A 22,151-nucleotide genomic window follows, 5' to 3' on the forward strand; every position below is an offset into this window, starting at 1 on the left:
TTATTGTACTTAATTGTGAAGATATTTTTACATAATTGCTATGATAAAACGCGGTGATGATATTTAACACTTTAAATCTATTCAATATAATTCAGCACATTATGTAAAATGCTTTGAGATGGATGGAGTTAAGCAATAATGAAAAATAAAATATTAATGAGTTTGTGTGCAGCAAGTGTGGTTACCATTTCAGGTTGTGCAACTTTTGCGGAAGTGGCAGGTGCAGACACTGCAACATTAAATGCAGCAGCAACCCAAGGCTTCAACAAAACAGTGAATGAAGCGCGAAGCACAAAGACCTTAGATACCTCATCTACGACCTATAAGCGTATTTATGGTGTATTCAATCGCTTGAAGCCATATGCCGATCAAATGAACCAAACTGGAACGAAATTTGACTGGCAGTTGGCAGTACTTAAGTCAAATCAGGTCAACGCCTATGTTGCACCTGGTGGTAAGGTAGTATTCTACACAGGTATTGTAGATAAATTGAACCTAACGGATGCTGAAATTGCAGCGGTGATGGGACATGAGATGGTGCATGCTTTAGAAGAGCACTCGAAGAGTAAAGTGGGTGCGCAGGCATTAACGGATTTGGCATTGGGTATTGGTTTAAGTGCGGCAGGTGTAGGTCAAACAGGTTCAGCAGCAGCGCAGCTAGGTAGTCAAATTGGTATTGGTTTGCCTTACTCACGTAGCTTAGAAAGTCGTGCAGACCAAGGTGGTTTAATGTTGATGGCTAAAGCAGGCTATAACCCTCAAGCCGCAATTAGTCTGTGGGAAAAAATGAATAAGCTTGATGGAGCAGGCGGTTCTTCATTCCTGTCGACACACCCATCAAATAGTCAACGTATTGAAGCAATGCGTAAGAATTTAGCTGCTGCTCAAGCGGTTTATAATCAAAGACGTTAATTTATCTTTGAGTAAAAAAGGACGCTAAGGCGTCCTTTTTTAATGTCAGTTGATGATTTTGAAAAGTATAAATTATTTGTGACAGGTGAAGTCGTGTTTCACCTGAACAGCTAACTAAGAAATATCTATGGCGCAGGATTAGGTTGTTGCTGATGGATAGCTTGAATACCCTGTAAAACTTCTTCCGATAAATCTATCTCAAAGGCTTGGATATTTTCTTTCAACTGGTCTAAGTTGGTCGCACCAATAATCGTACTGGTCACAAAAAACTGCTGCTTGATGAAGGCTAAAGCCAGTTGCGTCGGCGTTAAACCGTGATGTTCAGCCAGCTGTGCATACTGTTCTGTTGCCCATTCACTCTCTGGGTTGCTATAACGACTAAAGCGGCTGAAAAGCGTCACGCGAGCATTCGCTGGGCGTGCACCATTGCGGAATTTACCTGTGAGATAGCCAAAAGCGAGTGGGGAGTAAGCGAGTAAACCAACGTCTTCATATTTCGCAATTTCTGACATGCCAATTTCATAAGTACGGTTCAATAGGCTATATGGGTTCTGCACACTGACAAATTTAGATAGACCAAGCTGCTCTGCAATTTGTAGAAACTTCATGGTGCCCCATGGTGTTTCATTAGATAAACCAATATAACGAATACGCCCTTTTTGAATCTCTGCTTCTAATGCTTGTAGTGTTTCTTGTAAAGAGGTCACGGTTTGCGTGTTTTGGGCTTCACTGTTTTCATAGCCTAATTTGCCAAAAAAGTTGGTTGGGCGTTGTGGCCAGTGTAGCTGATATAAATCAATATAATCGGTCTGTAAACGCTTTAGGTTGCCATCTAGGGCAGAAGAAATGTCGCTTGCATTAAAACGAGTCTGTCCATCACGAATATGACTACCACCTTGAGATGGCCCCGCAATTTTAGAGGCTAAAAATAGCTTGTCTCGACCGCCGCGCTGGGCAATCCATTGGCCAATAATACTTTCGGTTGCACCTTGGGTTTCAGGTTTTGGAGGAACAGGGTACATTTCAGCAGTGTCCCAAAAGTTAATGCCTTGCGCTAAAGCATAATCAAGTTGTTCAAAGGCTTCAGCTTGAGTGTTTTGCTCACCAAAGGTCATGGTGCCGAGACAAATTTCAGGGACCAAAATGCCTGTATTGGCTAAGGGTTTAAATTGCATTCAACATTTCCTTTTATGGACTGCGTTTTTTCGGTCGAATTAGGTTAAACAGTTATGCCCAGTAGGTTAAATCACTATTTTTACAAAGTTTGTCATGATTTTGTCAAAGCAGAAGCAGATTTAAAGACATAAAAAAAAGCAAATCCTAAGATTTGCTTTTGGCTGTATCAGCTATGGAGAAAAGTCTTATTCTTCGTCTTCATAGTCATCAGCATTCGCTTTTGACTCTTCTAAAGAGGCATCAAAAATTAAGATGGCTTTACCATCAGTTTCGATCATGCCTTGCTCTTCGAGTGTTTTCAAAACACGACCAACCATTTCACGTGAACAACCGACAATACGTCCAATCTCTTGACGCGTAATACGAATTTGGCGGCCATTTGGTAAAATCATCGCTTCAGGTTGCGAAGATAAGTCGATTAGGCAACGTGCAATACGACCTGAAACGTCGATAAATGCAAGGTCAGTCACTTTACGAGTGGTATTTTTTAAACGGCGAACTAGCTGTGCAAATACTGCATAGCTTAGGTCAGGGTATTGTTTGCTGAGCTCATGGAAGTTTTCATAAGTCACTTCAGCAATTTCGCAGACATCACGGGTACGCACTTCTGCAGTACGTTGTGAGTTTGCTTCGAATAGACCCATTTCCCCAAAAAAATCACCCGCATTTAAATAAGCGACCACGATTTCACGTTCATCGTCTTCACGCAGAATAATGGAGACCGAACCTTTTAAAATCAAATATAAAGATTTAGATTCTGAGCCTGCATCTACGATGGTGGTACGCTTAGGATAACGATTAATATATGCGCGTTTTAATAATGCTTTGACTGACTCGGGGAGTTGACCTGGAGACAGCGCATCAGTGCTTAATTGTGAAAAGCTTGAAGTCATGCTAACGGTTCCGAAAATGGATAAAATATAGATCGCACAGACCTAGGGTGAACTTGTCACACAGTCAGAGCTGAAATTCCTTATCAACTCAATTTATGTTAGTGTACAGTCACTTCGTCAATCTATAGCTTTTTTTAGGTACTTGCAATGCAAACAACTGTTCATTGGTTAGAGAATGTTGCTTTCGAAGCAAAAACTCAAAGTGGTCACAGTGTTATCATGGATGGATCGCCAGAATATGGGGGTGAAAACCGTGGTCCAAGACCAATGGAATTGATCCTGACAGGGCTGGGTGGTTGCGCTTCTTTTGACATCGTAACCATACTTAAAAAATCACGCCAAGAAATTAGCGATGTACGCTGTGAACTCAAGGCAGAGCGGGCAGATAGCATCCCTGCAGTGTTCACAAAAATCCACTTACATTTCGTGATTACGGGTCATGCGGTGAAGGAAAAACAAGTCGCAAAAGCTGTGGAATTATCGGCAGAAAAGTACTGTTCTGCGAGCAAAATGTTGATGGATGGTGGGGTTGAAATTACCCATGATTTTGAGATTATTGAAGCAAATTAAACGCTGACTTTTAAGTCATTTGAGGCTGATCTAGTGATCGGCCTTTTTCATGCTTCACGCTTTTGTTTTGATTCCGTAAACTGGGACACAATTCATCACACGAATAAATAGAAAAATGCGTTGCTTGTTTGATTAATAATTGATCAAATGATTTTGGTTGTCACGGATTGATAGGTCGTCGTGGTCTTTAATACATAAATAATCTAGGTTGGCGCTTGAAAATAAGGCGGATAAGACCCATCTTATAACCGAGTCTTATGAGTTTATTCTTAAGATAAACTAATGAAAAATAAGTTAAAATGTAGAAAAATTAATTAAATTTGAATTGAATTTTGAGCAATTGTTCCCATATATCCATCAAGTTCGAAATTTGTTGTGAGGAAAACAAGAATGCGATTTGAAAAATTCACAAACCGCTTACAGCAAGCTCTCTCAGATGCTCAATCACTTGCAGTGGGGAAAGACCATACCGCAATTGAAGGTATTCATATCTTATCAACATTGTTAGAAGAAACCTCTAATCTGAGTTTGTTGCAGCAAGCGGGTGCCAATTTACCTGCTTTACAAAGCAAATTAAAACAAGCGCTAGCTGATGCACCAACACTGACAAATCCTACAGGAGACGTCAACTTAAGTTCAGAGGCAGTCAAAGCACTGAATTTGGCAGATAGCTTCGCGCAAAAAGCAGGTGATGAGTTTTTGTCTACCGATTGGGTGATGCAAGCCTTGGCCGAAGTGGGGGCAACTAAAACGCTACTCAACAGCGTGGGCGTACAAGCAGACAGCTTACGCAAAGTCATTTTAAAAATTCGAGGTGATGAGAAAGTCATGAGCAACAATCATGAAGATCAACGTGATTCTCTGAATAAATACACCATTGATTTAACTGAACGCGCACTTGCAGGTAAGTTAGATCCTGTGATTGGGCGTGATGACGAAATTCGTCGTACCATTCAAGTTTTGTCGCGTCGTACCAAAAATAACCCCGTGTTGATTGGTGAACCAGGGGTGGGTAAAACAGCCATTGTTGAGGGCTTAGCACAGCGGATTATTAACCGTGAAGTGCCTGAAAGCTTACAAGGTAAACGTGTTTTATCCTTAGATTTGGGTTCATTGCTTGCAGGTGCTAAATACCGCGGCGAGTTTGAAGAGCGCTTAAAAGCAGTACTGAAAGATTTGTCTAAACAGGATGGTGAAGTCATTTTGTTCATCGACGAATTACATACGCTGGTAGGCGCAGGTAAAGGCGATGGTGCGATGGATGCAGGCAATATGCTCAAACCTGCTCTGGCACGTGGTGAGTTACGCTGTGTTGGTGCAACAACATTAGATGAATATCGCCAATTCATTGAAAAAGATGCTGCACTAGAGCGTCGTTTCCAAAAAGTGTTGGTCGATGAGCCGAGTGTGGAAGACACCATTGCGATTTTACGTGGTTTGAAAGAGCGCTACGAAGTGCACCATGGTGTGAAAATTTTAGACTCTGCCATCATTGCAGCAGCGAAAATGTCACATCGTTATATCACCGACCGTCAATTGCCTGATAAAGCGATTGATTTGATTGATGAAGCGGCTTCTCGTATCAAAATGGAGCTGGACTCTAAGCCAGAAGCTTTGGATAAACTTGAGCGTCGTTTGATTCAATTGAAACTGCAACTTGAAGCAGTGAAAAAAGATGAAGATGCAGGTAGTCGTGCGGAAGTCGCTCATCTTGAAAAGCAAATCAGTGAAGTTCAACACGAATACAATGATCTAGAAGAAGTTTGGAAAGCTGAAAAAACCTTAGTTGAAGGCACCAAACAAGTTCAAGCTGAATTAGATCAGGCGCGTATTGCGTTGCAAAAAGCGCAGCGTGAAAACGACTTGGGTGAAATGTCGCGTCTTCAGTATGGTGTGATTCCAGAGCTGGAAAAACGTCTCAATGAAGAAGAAGTCGTTGAGGAAAAAGAAGAGCCAAAACTACTGCGTAACAAAGTCACTGACAATGAAATTGCAGAAGTCGTTAGTGCTGCTACGGGCATTCCAGTGGCTAAAATGATGCAAGGTGAACGTGAGAAACTTCTCCATATGGAAGAGTTCTTACATAACCGTGTCGTCGGGCAGGATGATGCTGTGGTTGCAGTATCTAATGCGGTTCGTCGTTCGCGTGCGGGCTTGTCTGACCCGAACCGACCGAGCGGCTCGTTCTTATTCTTGGGCCCAACTGGTGTTGGTAAAACAGAGTTGACCAAAGCACTGGCAAACTTCTTGTTTGATAGTGACGATGCCATGATTCGTATCGACATGTCCGAGTTTATGGAAAAACACTCTGTCAGCCGTTTGGTGGGTGCACCTCCTGGTTATGTTGGCTACGAAGAAGGTGGTGTGTTAACCGAAGCTGTACGTCGTAAACCGTATAGTGTCGTGCTGTTCGATGAAGTGGAAAAAGCACATCCTGATGTGTTTAACATCTTGCTCCAAGTGTTGGATGATGGTCGCTTAACGGATTCGCAAGGTCGCGTGGTTGACTTTAAAAATACTGTGATCGTCATGACATCGAATTTAGGTTCGAGTGATGTGCGTGAGTTGGGTGATAATCCTTTGGATGAAGAAGTTCGAGCAGTGGTGATGAATGCCGTGGCGCAACATTTCCGTCCAGAGTTTATCAACCGTATTGATGAGTTAGTGGTTTTCCATTCACTCAAAAAAGCGCAAATTCGTGGTATTGCCGATATCCAATTGGATCGTTTACGTGATCGTTTGGTTGAAAAAGATATGCGCTTAACGGTGGATGATCAAGCCTTTGACTTATTGATTGACGCTGGTTTTGACCCAGTTTACGGTGCTCGCCCATTGAAACGTGCCATCCAGCAACAGGTTGAAAACAACTTAGCTCAAAAAATATTGTCGGGTTACTATGTGGCTGGAGACAATATTATGATCACTGCACAAGATGGTCAGTTGAGCTTTGACAAAGTGAAAATGAGTTAATTGTGTAAATGATTCATTGAAACTAAAAACCCAGCTTCGGCTGGGTTTTTTATTGCGGGATAGAAATGTTAAAAGATGACATTTTTAAGCCAAAATGTGACCTAAGTTTTCACATTTATGTGATGGGTGTGGCATCTAAGTGATTTATTTGCAAAACAATTATCTTTATTTGAAGATTCTCTTTATAATTTATTTTAATAAAAAACAAACAACTTGAGATAGAAGAAATGACTCAATTGAAGTGGGGTATTGGAGGCGTACTTACGCTTGCTGTGGTCGCAGTAGGGGGTAATCTTTATGCGGATAAAAGTTTGAAGGCTTATTATCAACACAGCACCAAACAGTCGAATGATTTAAAGTTGCAATATCAACAATTTCAAATGGGTGCTTTAAATGGCAGTGCGAACTGGACCGCTGAATTAGTACTAGACCCATGTAAACCGAAAGAAGTGATCCAATTGAAGGGGCAGGATCATATTCAACGGAGTTGGAATGGATATGCGATTCGTTCAGATATTAATATTATGCAAGCACCTGGCGCACTTCAGTCTTTGTTGAAGGAACCACTTAAAGTACAAAGCAAAGTGAATTGGTTGGGTACTTTGAATAGTACCTTGACTACGCCAGTGATTACCCGCAATGAGGCTCAACTCCAGTCTAGATTAGATCCGATGACATTAAAGTTTCGGGCAAAACCGATCGAACAACAGTTAAAGATACTGGATTTACAGCTTGAAATTCCGAATCTCACAGTCACCGATCCAAATATACATTTGCAAATGGTGGGGCTAAAGCTAGAAAGTAACCAAGGGCTGAATGGTGAGTATCTTGAGGCGGGTGAAACCAAAATTAAGATGGATCTACTGAAAATGTCAGATCGAGATATCAATAAACCGATCAATGCCGAACTAAAGAATTTTAGTATAGAAACACAAAGTGAACTGACAGACCGAGTTGTAAACACTGAAATGTTATTGCGTCTAGATGAAATGAAAATGCCTTCAGCGCCCGCTGTCCAAAACGTACAGTTTAATTTTAATGTACTCGATATAAACCGACAGAAATTACAGACGCTGTTTGATATTTTGGCGAAAAGTGAAAACAGTTGTTTGGCAAAAGAGGCCGTGGAAAAAGATATGGAGCCTGCTTTATTGGCAGTGATCAATGAAGGTTTCCGTTTTGAATCCAAAGAGAACCAATTTGCTATCGGGGAAGGGGTTGCACAAGCGAGTGTGACGGGGCGTATTATGCCGAGTCATCAATCGACGGTGATGGGTATGGTGAAAATGATGCCGAGTTTAATGGAATACAAAGCAGATATTCAGTTTGATAAAAATATGATCTCGCGCATCATGAATAATTATCTGCAAAAAGGAGGCATCAGCATGTCTGATCAAGAGATCGAAAGCATGCTTTCGACGATGCAGAGTTCAGGGCAGGTGAAACGTGAAGGGAATGTCATGAAAATGTCAGTTGATTACAAATATGGGCAAACCAATTTCCTGACTGAATAATGCAAAATATGATGATCTAACATAATAAAAGGGACGTATTTCGTCCCTTTTTTATATCTGAAAATTGTCTAATGCAAAATTTAGCGAAGATGAAAGAGCTGCTGGTATTTCATCTTCAGTGCATTAGTTTTTTGGGTGGGTAATTTTCCAAGCACGGTGAATTTTCTGATTGCGCTTGAAATCTGGCCCAATCGTCTCTTGGGTGATTTCTTCGACATCAAAGAACGCCAAAATTTCTTCGTCCATTTCAAAACCACGGTAGTTGTTTGAGAAGTACAAAGTACCGTCCGTGGTTAAACGGTTCATCGCGCGTTTGAGCAAGGATAAATGGTCGCGTTGTACATCAAAGGTACCGTAGAACTTCTTCGAGTTTGAGAAGGTTGGTGGGTCAATAAAGATCAGCTCATATTGCTCATGACCTTCTTTTAACCACTCAAAACAGTCGCTGGCAAAGAACTGATGTTGTTCATCGGCATGATCGACCGTTAAGCCGTTCAAGACGAAGTTCTCTTTAGACCAGTTCAAATAAGTATTTGAAAGATCGACGCTGGTGGTACTTACTGCACCGCCTAAAGCTGCATGTAAGCTGGCTGTAGAGGTATAGCTATACAAGTTCAAGAAGTGCTTACCACGTGCTTCTTGTGCAATGCGTAGGCGGATTTGACGGTGGTCTAAGAACAAGCCAGTATCTAAGTAATCGGTTAGGTTAACTAAGATTTTTGCTTTGCCTTCCTGCACGATAAAACGCTTAGAAGCAGTACTTTGCTTGGTATATTGAGTTTTACCTTCTTGGCGAGCACGTGTTTTGATAAAAATCGCATCACGGCCTAAACCTGTCACCGCACGAATTGCCTGTAAAGCAAGATTGAAACGCTTTTTGGCTTTTTCAGGATCGATTTTTTTCGGTGGCGCATATTCTTGGACATGTAAGCGTTCGCCATACAAATCGACTGCAACGTTAAAGTCTGGAAGATCGGCATCATATAAACGTAAACAGTGAATGTTTTCTTTCACTGCCCATTTCTTTAAGGTCTGCATGTTCTTTTGTAAACGGTTAGCAAAGTCTTCAGCGCCTTCAATTGCTTCAAACTGTTGCGGTTGCCATGTTTCCAAGAACGGCTTGATCACTGCAACAGGTTTAACTGAACCTGAACGCACGTAAATTGGCAGTTTACCATTCATTAAACGCATGGTTTGCGGGTCATTCAGCGCCAATACATCGGCTTGCTCAACGGCTGCTGCGATAACTGCTGCGGTTTGATTTGGGAAGTTCTTTTGCAGTAAAGCAGATAAGCCTAAATATAAAGCACGGTTTGAAGCTTTATCACCTAAACGCTCACCATAAGGTGGGTTGGTCACAATAAAGGCTGTTTTTCCTTCGGCTTCAAAGTTCGGCCAGTCGGCTAAAGTCCGTTCTTCGATTTGGATCTGGTCAAGTACACGTTCAAAACCAGCAGCAATAATATTTTGCTTGGTGGCTTTTACTGCTTCCCAGTCTGCATCAAATGCGTAGAACTTAGGAAGAGGTTGTTCCAAGGCTGTTTGATGGCGTTCAGCTGCTTCTGCTTTAATGCTCATCCACAGATCATGATCATGGCCATTCCAGCCATTGAAACCGAAACGACGAACTAAACCAGGTGCGCGGTCAGTCAGCATCATCAATGCTTCAATAATGAACGTCCCAGAACCACACATGGGGTCAAGGAAAATATCGGGTCTTTTTGCAAGGAGCTTAGCTTTTTGTAAAATCGCAGCAGCTAAGTTTTCTTTAATTGGGGCATCGGTCATATAACGACGGTAGCCACGTTTATGCAATGAATCACCAGATAAGTCTAAACAGTAGGTGTGTTCAGTTTTTCCTGCGAGTGCATAAATGGTAATTTCAGGATGCTTAATATCAATACTTGGACGCTTACCGACAGCTTCCATGAATGAATCGACGATACCGTCTTTTACACGTAGAGTTGCAAACTGGCTGTTCACCTTAATTTCACGTTCAATATGTAAACGAACGGCGAAGGTGCTTTGTGGTGCAAAAATTAGCGACCAATCAAAGTTCATTGCACCTTCATAGAGCTCTTCAGCAACATCACGTGCGTCATGGCTAAATTCCAGTTCATGGACATGAATTGGTGTGAGTACACGCGAAGCAAGACGCGACCACATACAAATGCGATAGGCATGTTCCAGTGTACCTTTGAAAACTAAACGCCCAGGAAAACGTTCAATGTTTTGAACACCTAAACCTTCTAATTCTTCTTGGAGTAAGGTTTCTAAGCCATCGGCACACGTAACCCAATAGCTGCTTAAACGCGAAGCGGTTTTCATAAATTTGAGAGACCAAAATAAAACAAAATAAACTTGCTAAAGTTTAACGTATTTTGCCTCTGAATGGTTTTTTAAATATGCCTCTACTCAGCGGAAATATCAAAATAAATGAATCACCATGTGAACAATAACGTTTTTGGTACGTATTTTGCTAAATCCTTGCAAGTTTAATTTGCTGACTGATTTCTGATAGATCGTTAGTAAATATTTTTCACTTGAAAGGGGATGAATATGTCGACCAAGTTAGATCGCGGTGTTGTAAGTCATGCTGATGCTTTTTCAATTGCAACTTTACTTTATGCACGTCTGCGCCGTGTATCGGGGCGTGTAATTGATGTGATGTATTTGGTGGAAAATCCAAGTTACGCACGTCAGATGGCAGAGCTTGCTTTAAGTACAGAAGATGCTGAACTGATTCGATTGGTGAGTCGTTTAGACAGTGTCATGGATGTTTTTAACTATGAAGAAACAGCCGTGATCGAAAAACCTAAACAGGTCGACACGACACGACATGAGTTAGATGCCACTGAAGAAGAAATCTACCGTGCCCAAGTGTCACATCACTATATTGGCGCTTTACGATAAGAATCGCTAAAGTTGGATCGCTCTCGCAAGAGAGCTTTTTTAAATGTCCGCTTGGGATAAATGAGATAAGAAACTCTATGGAATTGATATTTATAGCAATTTGATGAACTCTGAATTTGGCTAATTTAGCCTTTGATGGTTTAATTTAACTGGTTGAAATAATAGATAAGAATTTCATAATCTTAGTTTTGAAGCCGATGATAATTAAGGCAATTGTTTTAAACTGAGGTCCAAATCAAAAAGAAAATCTGTATAATGCGTTAACTTAACGTACAAGGAATCTCTCATGCACTTGGCAGCATTGCATACTCCGAGTCAGATTCAACTCAACCAAGATGGTCATCTCAAACACTTCCTCACCATCGAAGGCCTTTCTAAAGAAACTCTTACAAAAATATTGGACACCGCGCAGTCCTTTTTTAATGACCAAAATCAGCTGATTACCAACAACCTCTTAGAAGGTCGAACGGTAATGAACCTTTTCTTTGAAAACTCAACCCGTACTCGTACCACTTTTGAAGCAGCGGCAAAGCGTCTTTCTGCAAATGTATTAAATATCGATATCGCACGTTCAAGTACTTCCAAAGGGGAGACGCTCAGAGACACTTTATGGAACTTAGAAGCGATGGCTGCGGATATTTTTGTAGTACGTCATTCTTCGTCGGGTGCGGCACATTTTATTGCCCAAACCGTTTGTCCGCATGTCGCAATTATCAATGCAGGTGATGGCCGTCATGCGCATCCAACACAAGCTATGTTGGACATGCTGACCATTCGCCGTGAAACCAAAAAGAAATTTGAAGATATTTCAATTGCCATCATTGGTGATATTAAACACTCACGCGTGGCGCGTTCAGATGTTGCTGCATTACAAACTCTGGGGTGTAAAGACATTCGCGTAATTGCACCGAACACGCTACTGCCATACGGCTTTGATGAATATGGTGAAGGTGTACGTTTATTTAATAACATGGAAGCTGGGATTCAAGACTGCGACGTGATTATTACCTTACGTATTCAAAATGAACGCATTGATTCGCCTGCGCTGTCATCTCAAGCCGAATTCTACAAAATGTACGGTTTAAACAAAGAACGTCTTGCGATGGCAAAACCTGATTGTATCGTGATGCATCCGGGGCCTATGAACCGTGGTGTAGAGATTGATTCCAGTATTGCTGATGGTCCACAGTCTGTGATTTTAAATCAGGTGACCAATGGGATTGCTGTACGTATGGCAGTTTTGGCGCTTGCAATGCAAGGTCAACTGCAAGAGCAAGGTTTGTTAGACGCGATTGCGGGATAAGGAATAAGTCATGACTGTTGTAAAAATTGAAAATGTACGTGTTCTTGACCCAATTCATCAAACAGATGCGGTTCAAACGGTGTATATCGAAAATGGCAAGTTGGTTGCTGAAACAGCCAATGTCACTGAAACAATTGATGGTCAAGGCAAGTGGTTGATGCCGACCATGGTAGACTTATGTGCACGCCTACGTGAGCCGGGTCAGCAACAGCACGGGACATTAAAATCAGAAGGTCGTGCTGCGCGTGAAAATGGTATTTTGCATGTGTTTACACCGCCAGACTCAAAACCGATTGTACAAGACAATGGTGCTTTGATTCATGGTCTGATGGAAAAAGCGATGCTGGATGGCGGCATTTATCTTGAAGTGATTGGTGCTCAAACCCAAGGCTTACAAGGTAAGCAACCTGCAAATATGGCGGGTCTCAAAAAGGGTGGTTGTACAGCCGTTTCAAATGCCAGTGCGCCTTTTGCAGATGACGATGTGGTGCTGCGCACTTTAGAATACGCAGCAGGCCTTGGTATGACGGTGGTGTTTTATGCCGAAGAACCGCAAATTGCCAAAGATGGCTGTGTCCATGAGGGCTTTGTGGCATCGCGTCAGGGCTTACCAACCATCCCTGCGATTGCCGAAACCATTGCCATTGCCAAGTATTTGTTAATGATTGAAGCGACAGGTGTTCGTGCCCACTTTGGTTTATTGTCTACAGGTGCTTCTGTTGATTTGATTAAAATCGCTAAAGATAAAGGTCTACCAGTCACATGCGATGTGGCGATGCATCAGCTGCATTTAACAGATCAGCTGATTGATGGCTTCAACTCACTTGCACACGTCCGTCCGCCACTACGTGCAGAGTCGGATAAAGAGCTTCTTCGCCAAGGCGTGAAAAGTGGCGTGATCGATGCGATTTGTACGCATCATGAACCGCTGAGCAGTTCGGCAAAGCTGGCACCATTTGCTGAAACACAACCGGGCATCACCGCTTTTGATACCTATGTAGCTTTTGGTGTGCAATTGGTACGTGAAGGTTTATTTAGTCCTTTGGAATGGGTCGAAAAAGTCACGATTGCACCTGCCACGGTAGCCAATATGCTTGAACGTTGGACTGCTGAAGCAGGCTGGGTATTGGTTGATCCTGAGTTAGACTGGATTGTGAATAAAGACAATATTTTGTCGCAAGGTAAAAATACACCTTTGATCAATCAAGTGGTGAAAGGAAAAGTTCTAAAAACTTTTGCAGCTTAAATATTGCATTAAATGTGGATTAAAAAGTCAGCTTCGGCTGGCTTTTTTATTGGGCCTAGATAAAACTGATGCAAATACAATATTTTACAAAGTATAAAAAATGAACAGATAAACTGGAAAATGACGATGAAAACAATGAGAAAAAGTGGGGTAAGACTTCATGAATGTCGATTTTATGGATTTACTAAAACAAAATGTCTCTGCAATTGTTTTAGAGGGTGATACACAACATTTACTTGAAAAAAATCAAGCAATTCAATCCTTTTTACCAATTTTACTGTCTATATTAAAGTCAAAATCTGAACTGATTCCTGCATTTCAGCAGCAGTTGAATCCACGTCTCAATGATGCTTTTGCCTCGAATGTCAGTCTCAAGCAACAGTTTTTGGAGCATGTCCGCGGGGCAGCACCCGCAGATGAAATTGAAAGTACCTTGAGCCGTTCGATTACACCTGCATTAGCATTTTTAGCCACAGAGGCAGGCTCTTCAGAACCTGAAGCGATTTCCCATTTACTACAAGTCAACACAGATTCCATTAGTCGTGCGTTACCTGAGTGGGCAACTGCATTACTGGCCGGATTGGGGGTAAATATCTTACAAGGACAAGCTACACATGTTGCACCTGCAAGCGTACATGCTACAAAAGTAGATGAGAAACGGTCATTTTTACTGCCAGTTTTGGCTTTAATTATTTTTGCGGCATTGTTTGCTTTTATTTTTAGAGCCTGTACCGAAAAAGCCACAACTGAAACAGCACCTGCTGCAAATGTGAATTCCAGCCAACCTGCTAAATTTCAAATCATCACAGGGGCAACAGGAGATTTGGTCACTTGCCAAATTTTCTCAGCCAATGCGGCTTATGTTGAAATTTTGCAAAAAGAAGTAAAGCAAATTTTTAATAACAGCATCGGCTGTGGTGCCGATATGCAGAGTATGTATCACACTGAATTTATCGACCAAGATGCGATACCCAGTGTAATCAGTGCATTGAAAGGTGTGCCGAATGTAAATTTAACCTGGTTTGGCAATCAGTTATCGATTCAATCACAAGATCCAACCAATGCACTTAAAGTGGCAGATCAAATTAAACCTTTACTGCGTAATATGACAGTTGTGACGCAGCAACCACTGGATGTCAATCGTGCCGTGGATACCAGTATTAGTGATGCTGAGCGTGCGCTGGCAGAAATTAATCCTGAGCAAGTTCGAGCATTAGATGTTGCCACGGCATTGAATTTGCAAATTATTAACTTTGATACAGCTTCATCGACGATACCTGATGTCAATAAGTCGATCTTGGATCAGGCCGCAGCGCTGATGCAAAAAGCACCGCAAGTCAAACTGACCGTGATGGGGCATACAGATGCAACGGGAGATGCGGCAGTCAATAAAACTTTATCGCAAAATCGAGCACAAGCGGTGGTGGATTATTTAATTTTTAAAGGCGTCGATCCTGCGCAGTTGAGAGCGATTGGTTATGGGCAAGAAAAGCCAATAGCAGATAATCAAACCGATGAAGGCAAATTTAAAAACCGTCGTATTGAGTTTGAGGTTTTAAATACAGACTCGGGTGTGGTGCGTGAAGTGGATGATCGTGGTGTTGAAAAGGCCAACTAAACGATATTTTAACCCTGCTACGGCAGGGTTCTTTTATATAGCTACTCGCATAAAAGCTTATTTTTTGGTTAAATACGCTGCGAAAAACAACAGCCTTATGGTTTTATAACAATGATGAAGAAAACAATTTTTGCCAGTCTAATCTTGAGCAGTTTATTTTAAGTGCTTGTAACCGAACCGAGAATAAAACAGAAACGGTTGCTGAACCGCAAGAAATGTCAGATTGGAGTTGTACGGCTCCTGCCAACGTTGAACAAATTCAAGCGCATTTAAAAGCTGAATACTTAAAAGCCCTAGACCGCCGTCTGCGTGATAGCCGTGAATATGAGGCCGATGAAAAATTATTAACACAGATTAATAACGGTATTCGCTTTGAAATTAAAGGGATTTCAACGACTACAGAAAAGCCTGAAACTGCGAAGCAATTGGACTGCGAAAGTCAGTTGGTGGTGATTTTCCCGAAAGGTTTACAGAAACGTGCTGAAAATGCGTTTTTAGCGCGTCCATGCGAAGAGTGTGAGGACGGTTATCAAAGTACTTTGCGTGATGTCTTAGAAGAGGGGGAATATTCACTCAACTTAGACAACGATCAGCTACAAGGTGCATTTAGCTATAACATCATTAAAACGGATAAAGAAGGCATTAGCCTCAATGTACCGAATCAAAATGGTGTGATTGATGGTGTAGTGTTGGTGACTCAGCATGCGGTTCAGTTTGCGGCGTATGAAAAAGAAAATGCCGAAATACAGAAAAATATAAAACAATATAATGAGCAAGAAGTTGCGCAGATGGAACTGGCACAGAAAGCCATGAATATTCGTAAGAAGGAATTGGACGCTGACCAAGTCAAAGTGGTGGAACGTCTGAACCAAACTTGGGACAATTTCACTGAGGAACAAAAACAGCAGCTACAACAAGACCAAACGGAGTGGTTTGAAAAGCGTGATGTGGACTGTAAAGTGATTTCCCAAAAAAGTGTCTACCAAATGACGGATAGTGAAAAAGAAACCTATCAAAAGCAGTCGCAATATTGGGATGATGCTTTACGTGCCCAAGATCAACAATTGCAATATACCAAGTGCTTTAATCAAAAAACTAATGAGCGCATTGTGTATTTAAATAATGTGTTTAATTAGTTGGGCTACATTGAAAATATGCTTTATAGAATGAGAAAAGGACGAATATGATTCGTCCTTTTTTATTTAGATTGTGTTTTTTGTCCTTGTTTAGAAGGTAGGTGGCATATAGGTCAGGCTGCGGCCTAAAATCCAAAGCAGGAACAGCACCAAAGGCAGATGGAAAACCAATTGAGTGACGGTAAAGCCGATTACATCTTTGGCTTTTAATTTGAGAATGCCGAGCATGGGCAGCATAAAAAATGGGTTGATTAAATTCGGCAAGGCTTCAGCAGCATTATAGATTTGCACCGACCAGCCTAAATGCACTTTCAAATCATGTGCAGCTTGCATGACATAGGGTGCTTCAATAATCCATTTACCGCCGCCAGAAGGAATGAAAAAGCCTAAAATGGCAGAATATAGGCCCATCACAATGGCAAAGGTTTCTTTGGAGGCAATCGAAACAAAAAACTCAGCAATATAATGTGATAGTGATAAATCATGACTGTTCAAGGCTTGCGTCATCATAAAGGCGATACTGCCATACAGAGGAAACTGAATAAGAACACCTGAGACCGCTGGCACGGCTTTAGTGACAGCATTGAGGAAATTTCGTGGCGTACCATGCAGTGCAATACCCAGCATCAGGAAAATAAAGTTGTAGGTATTTAGGCTTGAAATGGCCAAGATCGGATTACTTTTGCTGAACTCATTGAACATCCAAACTAGACCCAAGAGCACAATCAATATACTCAATAAAGGTGAGTTCTCTAACCAGTCTCCTGGGCGTTTTGTGGTTGGTGTTGGTTTAGCTTCTTCCTCAAACTGGATGGAGAATTGATCAATGGTTTTAATGTCTTGCCCTTTGGGTGCAGACCAAAATGCAATAGCAATCGATGCAATAATCAACACAGCCGTCATGATCATCGACTGAGGTAAGAAAATGGTTTCGGTGAAGGGAATCACGCCGGTTAGATTGTAAATTGATTCGGGCAGGCTGGCTTTGTTGGCTTGCAGTTGTGCCGCAGAAGAACTAATATCTAAGGCCCACGTCGCTCCCATACCAATAATCGCGGCGGCAGCGGCAGCACGATAGTCCATATTGAGTTCTTTGCGTTTAGCTAAAGCAATCACCAGCAGGGCAGTCAGTACTGTACTCATGGCCCAGTTAATCAGCGAAATTAATAAACTGACCGTCGCAACAAGTACAATCGCACCACGTCCACTATGGGGAATTCGAGCCATTTTTTGAATCAGCAGCTCTACAGGCTTTGAAACAGAAACCACATAACCAACCACAATCAGCATACACATTTGTAAGGTAAAAGGAATCAGACTCCAAAAACCATCACCAAAGGACACTGCGACATCTTTGGCAGGTGCGCCAATGCTGATGGAAGCAATTGCGACGATCACGACACCCAATAGGGCAAAAATATAAGAGTCTGGAAACCATTTCTCCGACCAATCACTGACACTTAGTGCAAAACGTTGCAAAATATTTTGAGAGTTTTCCATGCATTGATTCCATTTTTATCTATAAGGTATGAATTTTTGATTCAGCCTATCCGTGCTGATAGAAATGCCTTTAAAACAGGATCGCTGCTTTAAAGACATTGGATTATTTTTCTATTGTATAAATGATGTCGAATTAGCGGATGAGGGGAACACCTGTCACTTTTTGAATATCTTCAAAACTGACATCTTTCGCCAGTTCAACTAATTTCACACCTTCCTGCGTAATGTCCATGACACCGAGGTCAGTAATCACGCGATGTACGACATTTTTACCTGTCAGAGGCAGGCTACACTGCTCGACAATTTTCGGTGTACCATCTTTTGCAGAGTGTTCCATGAGCACCACCACTTTTTGTACTCCAGCAACCAAATCCATTGCACCTCCCATACCTTTGACTTTTTTACCCGGAATCATCCAGTTGGCCAAATCGCCATTTTGTGAGACTTCCATTGCCCCTAAAATGGCGATATTGACATGACCTCCACGGATCATGGCAAAAGAATCTGCACTAGAGAAAAATGCGGCGCCCTGACGTGCAGTAACAGTTTGTTTCCCAGCATTGATTAAATCGGCATCGACTGTTTCGGCTGTTGGAAACTCGCCAATACCTAACAATCCATTTTCAGACTGCAACCAGACGTTGACGTTTTCAGGAATATAGTTGGCCACCAGTGTGGGTAAGCCAATGCCTAAATTGACATAAAAACCATCTTCCAGCTCAAGCGCTGCACGTTGTGCCATTTCATTACGAGACCAAGCCATGGGTTAAGCCTCCTCTTTTAATGTGAGTTGTTCGATACGTTTTTCAGGGTTTGCATTCAGCACAATGCGATTGACATAAATACCTGGCAGGTGAATCTGGTCTGGATCTAAAGCGCCAATTTCAACAATTTCCTCAACTTCGACAATGCAGACTTTTCCAGCCATCGCACATACAGGGTTAAAGTTTTGTGCGGTTTTACGGAAAATTAAGTTACCTGCAGTATCGGCCTTGTAAGCCTTCACGAGTGCAATGTCAGCGGTGAGCGAGTTTTCTAGAATATAAGGTTTGCCATTAAACTCACGCTCTTCTTTGCCTTCGGCAATGAGTGTGCCGACACCTGTTGCGGTAAAGAAGGCAGGGATACCCGCACCTCCAGCACGGAGTTTTTCTGCCAGTGTACCTTGAGGGGTGAGCTCCACTTCAAGCTCACCACTTAAAAACTGACGTTCAAATTCTTTGTTTTCACCTACATAGGAAGCAATCATTTTTTTGATTTGTTTACTTTCTAATAAGAGCCCTAAGCCGAAACCATCGACGCCTGCATTATTTGAAATACAGGTGAGGTTTTTCACGCCCGTTTGTTTTAAGGCCGCAATCAGACTTTCTGGAATACCGCATAAACCAAAGCCACCAACCGCTAGGGTTTGACCATCTTGAACCACATCTTGCAGTGCATCCTTTGCACTTGAATAAACTTTATTGACCATAGTGTTCTCGTTATCAATTGAATGGCTTAGGCACAGCGCTTTTGCCAGTAGGCATTGGCATAATTAGATGGATTGGTGCGTTGTAGTATCTGGCTGATGTTTTGGCTGGCAATCATCAGTGCATCAAGATCAATCCCTGTGATATAACCCATGTTGGAGAGTAGGTAGTAAAGGTCTTCTGTGGAGACATTGCCCGATGCGCCTTTGGCATAAGGGCAGCCGCCTAAACCTGCAATGGACGAATCAAATACACGAATGCCTTGTTCTAAAGACTGATAAATATTGGCAATCGCCATGCCATAGGTATTATGAAAATGTCCTGCTAGACTCGCAGCATCCATTTCCGCTAAACACGCCTGCCAGACTTTTTTCACACGGTCTGGTGTCGCCGTGCCAATCGTTTCACCTAAGGACACTTCATAACAGCCCATGTCCAGCAAACGTTGACTGACGTGTGCAACTTTGCTCGGTGCAATTGCACCTTCATAGGGGCAGTCGACAATACAAGACACATAACCACGCACTTTGATGTTATGGGCTTTCGCCGCAGCCATGATGTCTGCAAATTTTTCAAAGCTTTCGTCAATGGAGCAATTGATGTTCTTTTGGGTAAAGCTTTCGGAAGCTGCGGTAAAAACGGCAACCTCCTGACAGCCAACTGCCAAAGCAGACTCAAACCCTTTCAAGTTCGGAGTCAGTAAACTAAAACTGATATTCGGATCTTTGGGTAAGCTGGCAAAGAGTTCATCACTCTGTGCCATTTGTGGAACCCACTTTGCAGAGACGCAAGAACCCACTTCAATGGCACTGAGTCCTGTTTGCATTAAATCTAAAATCAGTTTGCGACGGTCATCCAAAGTGAGCGGTGTCTTTTCATTTTGCAAACCATCTCGCGGCCCGACTTCGACAATTTTGACAAATTCATTCATGCGGCACCTTCCAAGCTTGAAAACTCAACCAATTCATCACCCGCTTTGACCTGATCACCGACTTGGAAGTAAGCCGCAGAGACAATGCCATCATGTGGAGCACGAATTGAATATTCAATTTTCATCGCTTCAAGCGTGAGGAGGACATCATCTTTTTTCACTGCGCTGTTGTTTTGTACCAAGACTTGTGTGATCACACCTGGCATTGGTGCTTTTAAGTTGTTGGCATCAGAAGCATCATCTTCAGTATTAAAGTTAGGCTGAATATGTGAAAATTTATAGCTTTGACCATCTGCATACAGGGTTAGGCCCTGCGCATTTGAACTATAAGCATAGGTCTTTTTGTTTGTTGCACATTCAATTTTAGCTAAATGTGCTTCTAACAATTCACCCTGAATGAAAACGCTATGTTCATTGTACTTTGCTGTAAAGCCTTTTGCCGCTGGACTGAAATAGACTTTATGTTCTTTATCGTTTAGTGCAAGTTTAATGGCATAGCTGGCATTAAGATTTAAACGCCATAGAGACTTGGCTTGCCATACAGGATTTACAGCGGCTTTATTGCTGGCAAAGCGAGACAAGAGTTCAATCAATGCCGCCGTGATGATGAGTTCTGAAGAGGCTGTTTCATTGTGTTGCAGTAAAAATGCTTCTTCACGTTGAATTAAGTTGGTGTCGAGGTTGGCGGTTTTGAACGATTCTGAACGGACCAAACGGTCTAAGAATGCTATGTTATTGCCCAAGCCATCGACATGAAATTGACTCAGTGCGTGGTGCATTTGGGTGAGTGCGGCTTCACGATTCTTTGCCCAAACAATTAATTTGGCAATCATTGGGTCGTAAAAGGTCGTGATTTCATCCCCTTCAACAATGCCACTGTCTACGCGGACATGCTCATTTTGCTGAGGGTAGTGCAGGTAGTGGATTTTACCAATTGCAGGTAAGAAACCTTTTTCAGGCTCTTCAGCATAGACACGCGCTTCTAATGCATGACCATGAATACTGAGCTCATGTTGTTGTTTAGGCAGCGGTTCACCAAAAGCTACACGTAGTTGCCATTCCACCAAATCCTGCCCTGTAATCATCTCTGTTACAGGATGCTCAACTTGCAGGCGAGTATTCATTTCCATGAAATACGCCGTGCCGTCTTGTTCCACAATAAACTCAACTGTCCCTGCACCGACATAATCCACTGCACGTGCTGCATCAATAGCGGCTTGGCGCATGGCTTCGAGTTTTGGTTCTGCCATTTGGGGTGCAGGTGCTTCTTCTAGTACTTTTTGATGGCGACGTTGTACCGAACAATCGCGTTCAAAGAGGTGCACATAGTTACCATGTGTATCACCAAAAACTTGTACTTCAATATGGCGCGGTTGTACCACATAGCGTTCAACCAAAACATCGTCATTGCCAAAGCTTGAACGCGCCTCACTTTTACATGAAGCTAGATGGCTTAAAAAGTCTTCGCCGCGATCAACTAAGCGCATGCCTTTACCACCACCGCCAGCACTGGCTTTAATCAGCACAGGGTAGCCAATGGTATCGGCTTGTTGTTTTAAAAAATCAGGATCTTGGTTGGTGCCATGGTAGCCCGGTGTCAGCGGTACACCTGCTTTCTCCATTAAGGATTTAGAAGTGGCTTTGAGGCCCATAGCTAAAATGGCATCTACAGGTGGACCAATAAAGACAATGTTGTTTTTTTGGCAGGCATTGGCAAATTGGTCATTTTCAGATAAAAAGCCATAACCTGGATGAATTGCTTCAGCACCTGTGTCTAAGGCAGCTTGAATAATACGTTCAATTTGTAGGTAGCTTTGTGCAGCAGGGGATTCGCCGATATAAATGGCTTCGTTGGCTTGTTGCACGTGCTGCGCCTGAGCGTCAGCATCTGAATAGACTGCAACGGTGGCAATGCCCATTTTTTTTGCAGTTCGGATCACACGACAAGCAATTTCACCACGGTTCGCAATTAAGATTTTATTAAACATATCGATATCCTT

17 protein-coding genes are annotated in these 22,151 nt (G+C 42.3%); 9 read left to right on the plus strand and 8 right to left on the minus strand.

The features are described 5' to 3' along the window. Positions 1-138 precede the first annotated feature (138 nt). Positions 139-912 carry a M48 family metallopeptidase gene (locus ACFN7Z_RS05325; RefSeq protein WP_004982314.1) on the plus strand — a complete coding sequence of 258 codons (774 nt, stop codon included), beginning with the start codon at positions 139-141 and terminating at the stop codon, positions 910-912. A 125-nt stretch (positions 913-1,037) separates the two neighbouring features. Here ACFN7Z_RS05325 and ACFN7Z_RS05330 read toward each other — a convergent pair whose 3' ends face one another. Further along, positions 1,038-2,087, minus strand: coding sequence for an NADP(H)-dependent aldo-keto reductase (locus tag ACFN7Z_RS05330; protein ID WP_010327126.1), 1,050 nt, complete (start codon positions 2,085-2,087; stop codon positions 1,038-1,040). Between the two features lie 186 nt (positions 2,088-2,273). Beyond that, the gene (crp, locus tag ACFN7Z_RS05335) at positions 2,274-2,981 is read right to left on the minus strand and encodes a cAMP-activated global transcriptional regulator CRP (protein WP_004696183.1); all 708 of its coding nucleotides are present in this window, start codon (positions 2,979-2,981) and stop codon (positions 2,274-2,276) included. Between the two features lie 147 nt (positions 2,982-3,128). Here crp and ACFN7Z_RS05340 point away from each other — a divergent pair, with 147 nt between their 5' ends. The 3 genes from ACFN7Z_RS05340 to ACFN7Z_RS05350 all read left to right on the plus strand — a co-directional run bounded on the left by ACFN7Z_RS05340 (position 3,129) and on the right by ACFN7Z_RS05350 (position 8,035). Beyond that, positions 3,129-3,551, plus strand: coding sequence for an OsmC family protein (locus tag ACFN7Z_RS05340; protein WP_010327125.1), 423 nt, complete (start codon positions 3,129-3,131; stop codon positions 3,549-3,551). A 390-nt stretch (positions 3,552-3,941) separates the two neighbouring features. Further along, on the plus strand, positions 3,942-6,521 hold the full coding sequence (gene clpB / locus ACFN7Z_RS05345; protein ID WP_010327124.1) for an ATP-dependent chaperone ClpB: 2,580 nt from the start codon (positions 3,942-3,944) through the stop codon (positions 6,519-6,521). Between the two features lie 227 nt (positions 6,522-6,748). Next, positions 6,749-8,035, plus strand: coding sequence for a DUF945 family protein (locus ACFN7Z_RS05350; RefSeq protein ID WP_010327123.1), 1,287 nt, complete (start codon positions 6,749-6,751; stop codon positions 8,033-8,035). A 123-nt stretch (positions 8,036-8,158) separates the two neighbouring features. Here ACFN7Z_RS05350 and rlmKL read toward each other — a convergent pair whose 3' ends face one another. Next, positions 8,159-10,363: a bifunctional 23S rRNA (guanine(2069)-N(7))-methyltransferase RlmK/23S rRNA (guanine(2445)-N(2))-methyltransferase RlmL gene (gene rlmKL, locus ACFN7Z_RS05355; RefSeq protein ID WP_010327122.1), complete on the minus strand. Its 2,205-nt coding sequence runs from the start codon at positions 10,361-10,363 to the stop codon at positions 8,159-8,161. A gap of 231 nt (positions 10,364-10,594) precedes the next feature. Between rlmKL and ACFN7Z_RS05360 the strand changes: the two genes are divergently transcribed. The 5 genes from ACFN7Z_RS05360 (at position 10,595) to ACFN7Z_RS05380 (ending at position 16,251) form a co-directional block, all read left to right on the plus strand. Next, positions 10,595-10,948, plus strand: coding sequence for a hypothetical protein (locus ACFN7Z_RS05360; protein WP_010327121.1), 354 nt, complete (start codon positions 10,595-10,597; stop codon positions 10,946-10,948). Between the two features lie 286 nt (positions 10,949-11,234). After that, positions 11,235-12,251 carry an aspartate carbamoyltransferase catalytic subunit gene (locus ACFN7Z_RS05365; protein ID WP_004696193.1) on the plus strand — a complete coding sequence of 339 codons (1,017 nt, stop codon included), beginning with the start codon at positions 11,235-11,237 and terminating at the stop codon, positions 12,249-12,251. A 10-nt stretch (positions 12,252-12,261) separates the two neighbouring features. After that, entirely contained in the window at positions 12,262-13,497 is a 1,236-nt protein-coding gene (locus ACFN7Z_RS05370; protein ID WP_010327120.1) for a dihydroorotase, read from the plus strand. A gap of 160 nt (positions 13,498-13,657) precedes the next feature. Further along, complete coding sequence (locus ACFN7Z_RS05375) at positions 13,658-15,115, plus strand: OmpA family protein (RefSeq protein WP_010327119.1); 1,458 nt, start codon at positions 13,658-13,660, stop codon at positions 15,113-15,115. A 215-nt stretch (positions 15,116-15,330) separates the two neighbouring features. Next, a complete protein-coding gene (locus ACFN7Z_RS05380; protein ID WP_010327118.1) occupies positions 15,331-16,251 on the plus strand; it encodes a hypothetical protein in 921 nt (306 codons plus the stop codon). A 90-nt stretch (positions 16,252-16,341) separates the two neighbouring features. On the opposite strand, the gene ACFN7Z_RS05385 is transcribed toward ACFN7Z_RS05380, so the two are convergent. The 5 genes from ACFN7Z_RS05385 to ACFN7Z_RS05405 form a co-directional block, all read right to left on the minus strand. Beyond that, complete coding sequence (locus tag ACFN7Z_RS05385; protein ID WP_395442592.1) at positions 16,342-17,751, minus strand: short-chain fatty acid transporter; 1,410 nt, start codon at positions 17,749-17,751, stop codon at positions 16,342-16,344. Positions 17,752-17,884: 133 nt separating this feature from the next. Further along, positions 17,885-18,514, minus strand: coding sequence for a CoA transferase subunit B (locus ACFN7Z_RS05390; protein WP_010327116.1), 630 nt, complete (start codon positions 18,512-18,514; stop codon positions 17,885-17,887). A 3-nt stretch (positions 18,515-18,517) separates the two neighbouring features. Further along, positions 18,518-19,222 (minus strand): CoA transferase subunit A, encoded by a 705-nt coding sequence (locus tag ACFN7Z_RS05395; protein ID WP_004982282.1) that lies wholly within the window; start codon positions 19,220-19,222, stop codon positions 18,518-18,520. A gap of 26 nt (positions 19,223-19,248) precedes the next feature. Beyond that, entirely contained in the window at positions 19,249-20,151 is a 903-nt protein-coding gene (locus ACFN7Z_RS05400) for a hydroxymethylglutaryl-CoA lyase (RefSeq protein ID WP_010327115.1), read from the minus strand. Further along, on the minus strand, positions 20,148-22,139 hold the full coding sequence (locus tag ACFN7Z_RS05405) for an acetyl/propionyl/methylcrotonyl-CoA carboxylase subunit alpha (RefSeq protein WP_010327114.1): 1,992 nt from the start codon (positions 22,137-22,139) through the stop codon (positions 20,148-20,150). The genes ACFN7Z_RS05400 and ACFN7Z_RS05405 overlap by 4 nt, the downstream gene beginning before the upstream one ends. Between the last annotated feature and the right edge of the window lie 12 nt (positions 22,140-22,151).

It is taken from the genome of Acinetobacter sp. P1332 (assembly GCF_044057475.1).
Lineage (GTDB): Bacteria > Pseudomonadota > Gammaproteobacteria > Pseudomonadales > Moraxellaceae > Acinetobacter > Acinetobacter johnsonii.

Coding starts and splice junctions, on each gene's coding strand:
- ACFN7Z_RS05325 (WP_004982314.1), top strand. CDS start 139: ATGAAAAATAAAATATTAATGAGTTTGTGTGCAGCAAGTGTGGTTACC.
- ACFN7Z_RS05330 (WP_010327126.1), bottom strand. CDS start 2,087: ATGCAATTTAAACCCTTAGCCAATACAGGCATTTTGGTCCCTGAAATT.
- crp (WP_004696183.1), bottom strand. CDS start 2,981: ATGACTTCAAGCTTTTCACAATTAAGCACTGATGCGCTGTCTCCAGGT.
- ACFN7Z_RS05340 (WP_010327125.1), top strand. CDS start 3,129: ATGCAAACAACTGTTCATTGGTTAGAGAATGTTGCTTTCGAAGCAAAA.
- clpB (WP_010327124.1), top strand. CDS start 3,942: ATGCGATTTGAAAAATTCACAAACCGCTTACAGCAAGCTCTCTCAGAT.
- ACFN7Z_RS05350 (WP_010327123.1), top strand. CDS start 6,749: ATGACTCAATTGAAGTGGGGTATTGGAGGCGTACTTACGCTTGCTGTG.
- rlmKL (WP_010327122.1), bottom strand. CDS start 10,363: ATGAAAACCGCTTCGCGTTTAAGCAGCTATTGGGTTACGTGTGCCGAT.
- ACFN7Z_RS05360 (WP_010327121.1), top strand. CDS start 10,595: ATGTCGACCAAGTTAGATCGCGGTGTTGTAAGTCATGCTGATGCTTTT.
- ACFN7Z_RS05365 (WP_004696193.1), top strand. CDS start 11,235: ATGCACTTGGCAGCATTGCATACTCCGAGTCAGATTCAACTCAACCAA.
- ACFN7Z_RS05370 (WP_010327120.1), top strand. CDS start 12,262: ATGACTGTTGTAAAAATTGAAAATGTACGTGTTCTTGACCCAATTCAT.
- ACFN7Z_RS05375 (WP_010327119.1), top strand. CDS start 13,658: ATGAATGTCGATTTTATGGATTTACTAAAACAAAATGTCTCTGCAATT.
- ACFN7Z_RS05380 (WP_010327118.1), top strand. CDS start 15,331: ATGTCAGATTGGAGTTGTACGGCTCCTGCCAACGTTGAACAAATTCAA.
- ACFN7Z_RS05385 (WP_395442592.1), bottom strand. CDS start 17,751: ATGGAAAACTCTCAAAATATTTTGCAACGTTTTGCACTAAGTGTCAGT.
- ACFN7Z_RS05390 (WP_010327116.1), bottom strand. CDS start 18,514: ATGGCTTGGTCTCGTAATGAAATGGCACAACGTGCAGCGCTTGAGCTG.
- ACFN7Z_RS05395 (WP_004982282.1), bottom strand. CDS start 19,222: ATGGTCAATAAAGTTTATTCAAGTGCAAAGGATGCACTGCAAGATGTG.
- ACFN7Z_RS05400 (WP_010327115.1), bottom strand. CDS start 20,151: ATGAATGAATTTGTCAAAATTGTCGAAGTCGGGCCGCGAGATGGTTTG.
- ACFN7Z_RS05405 (WP_010327114.1), bottom strand. CDS start 22,139: ATGTTTAATAAAATCTTAATTGCGAACCGTGGTGAAATTGCTTGTCGT.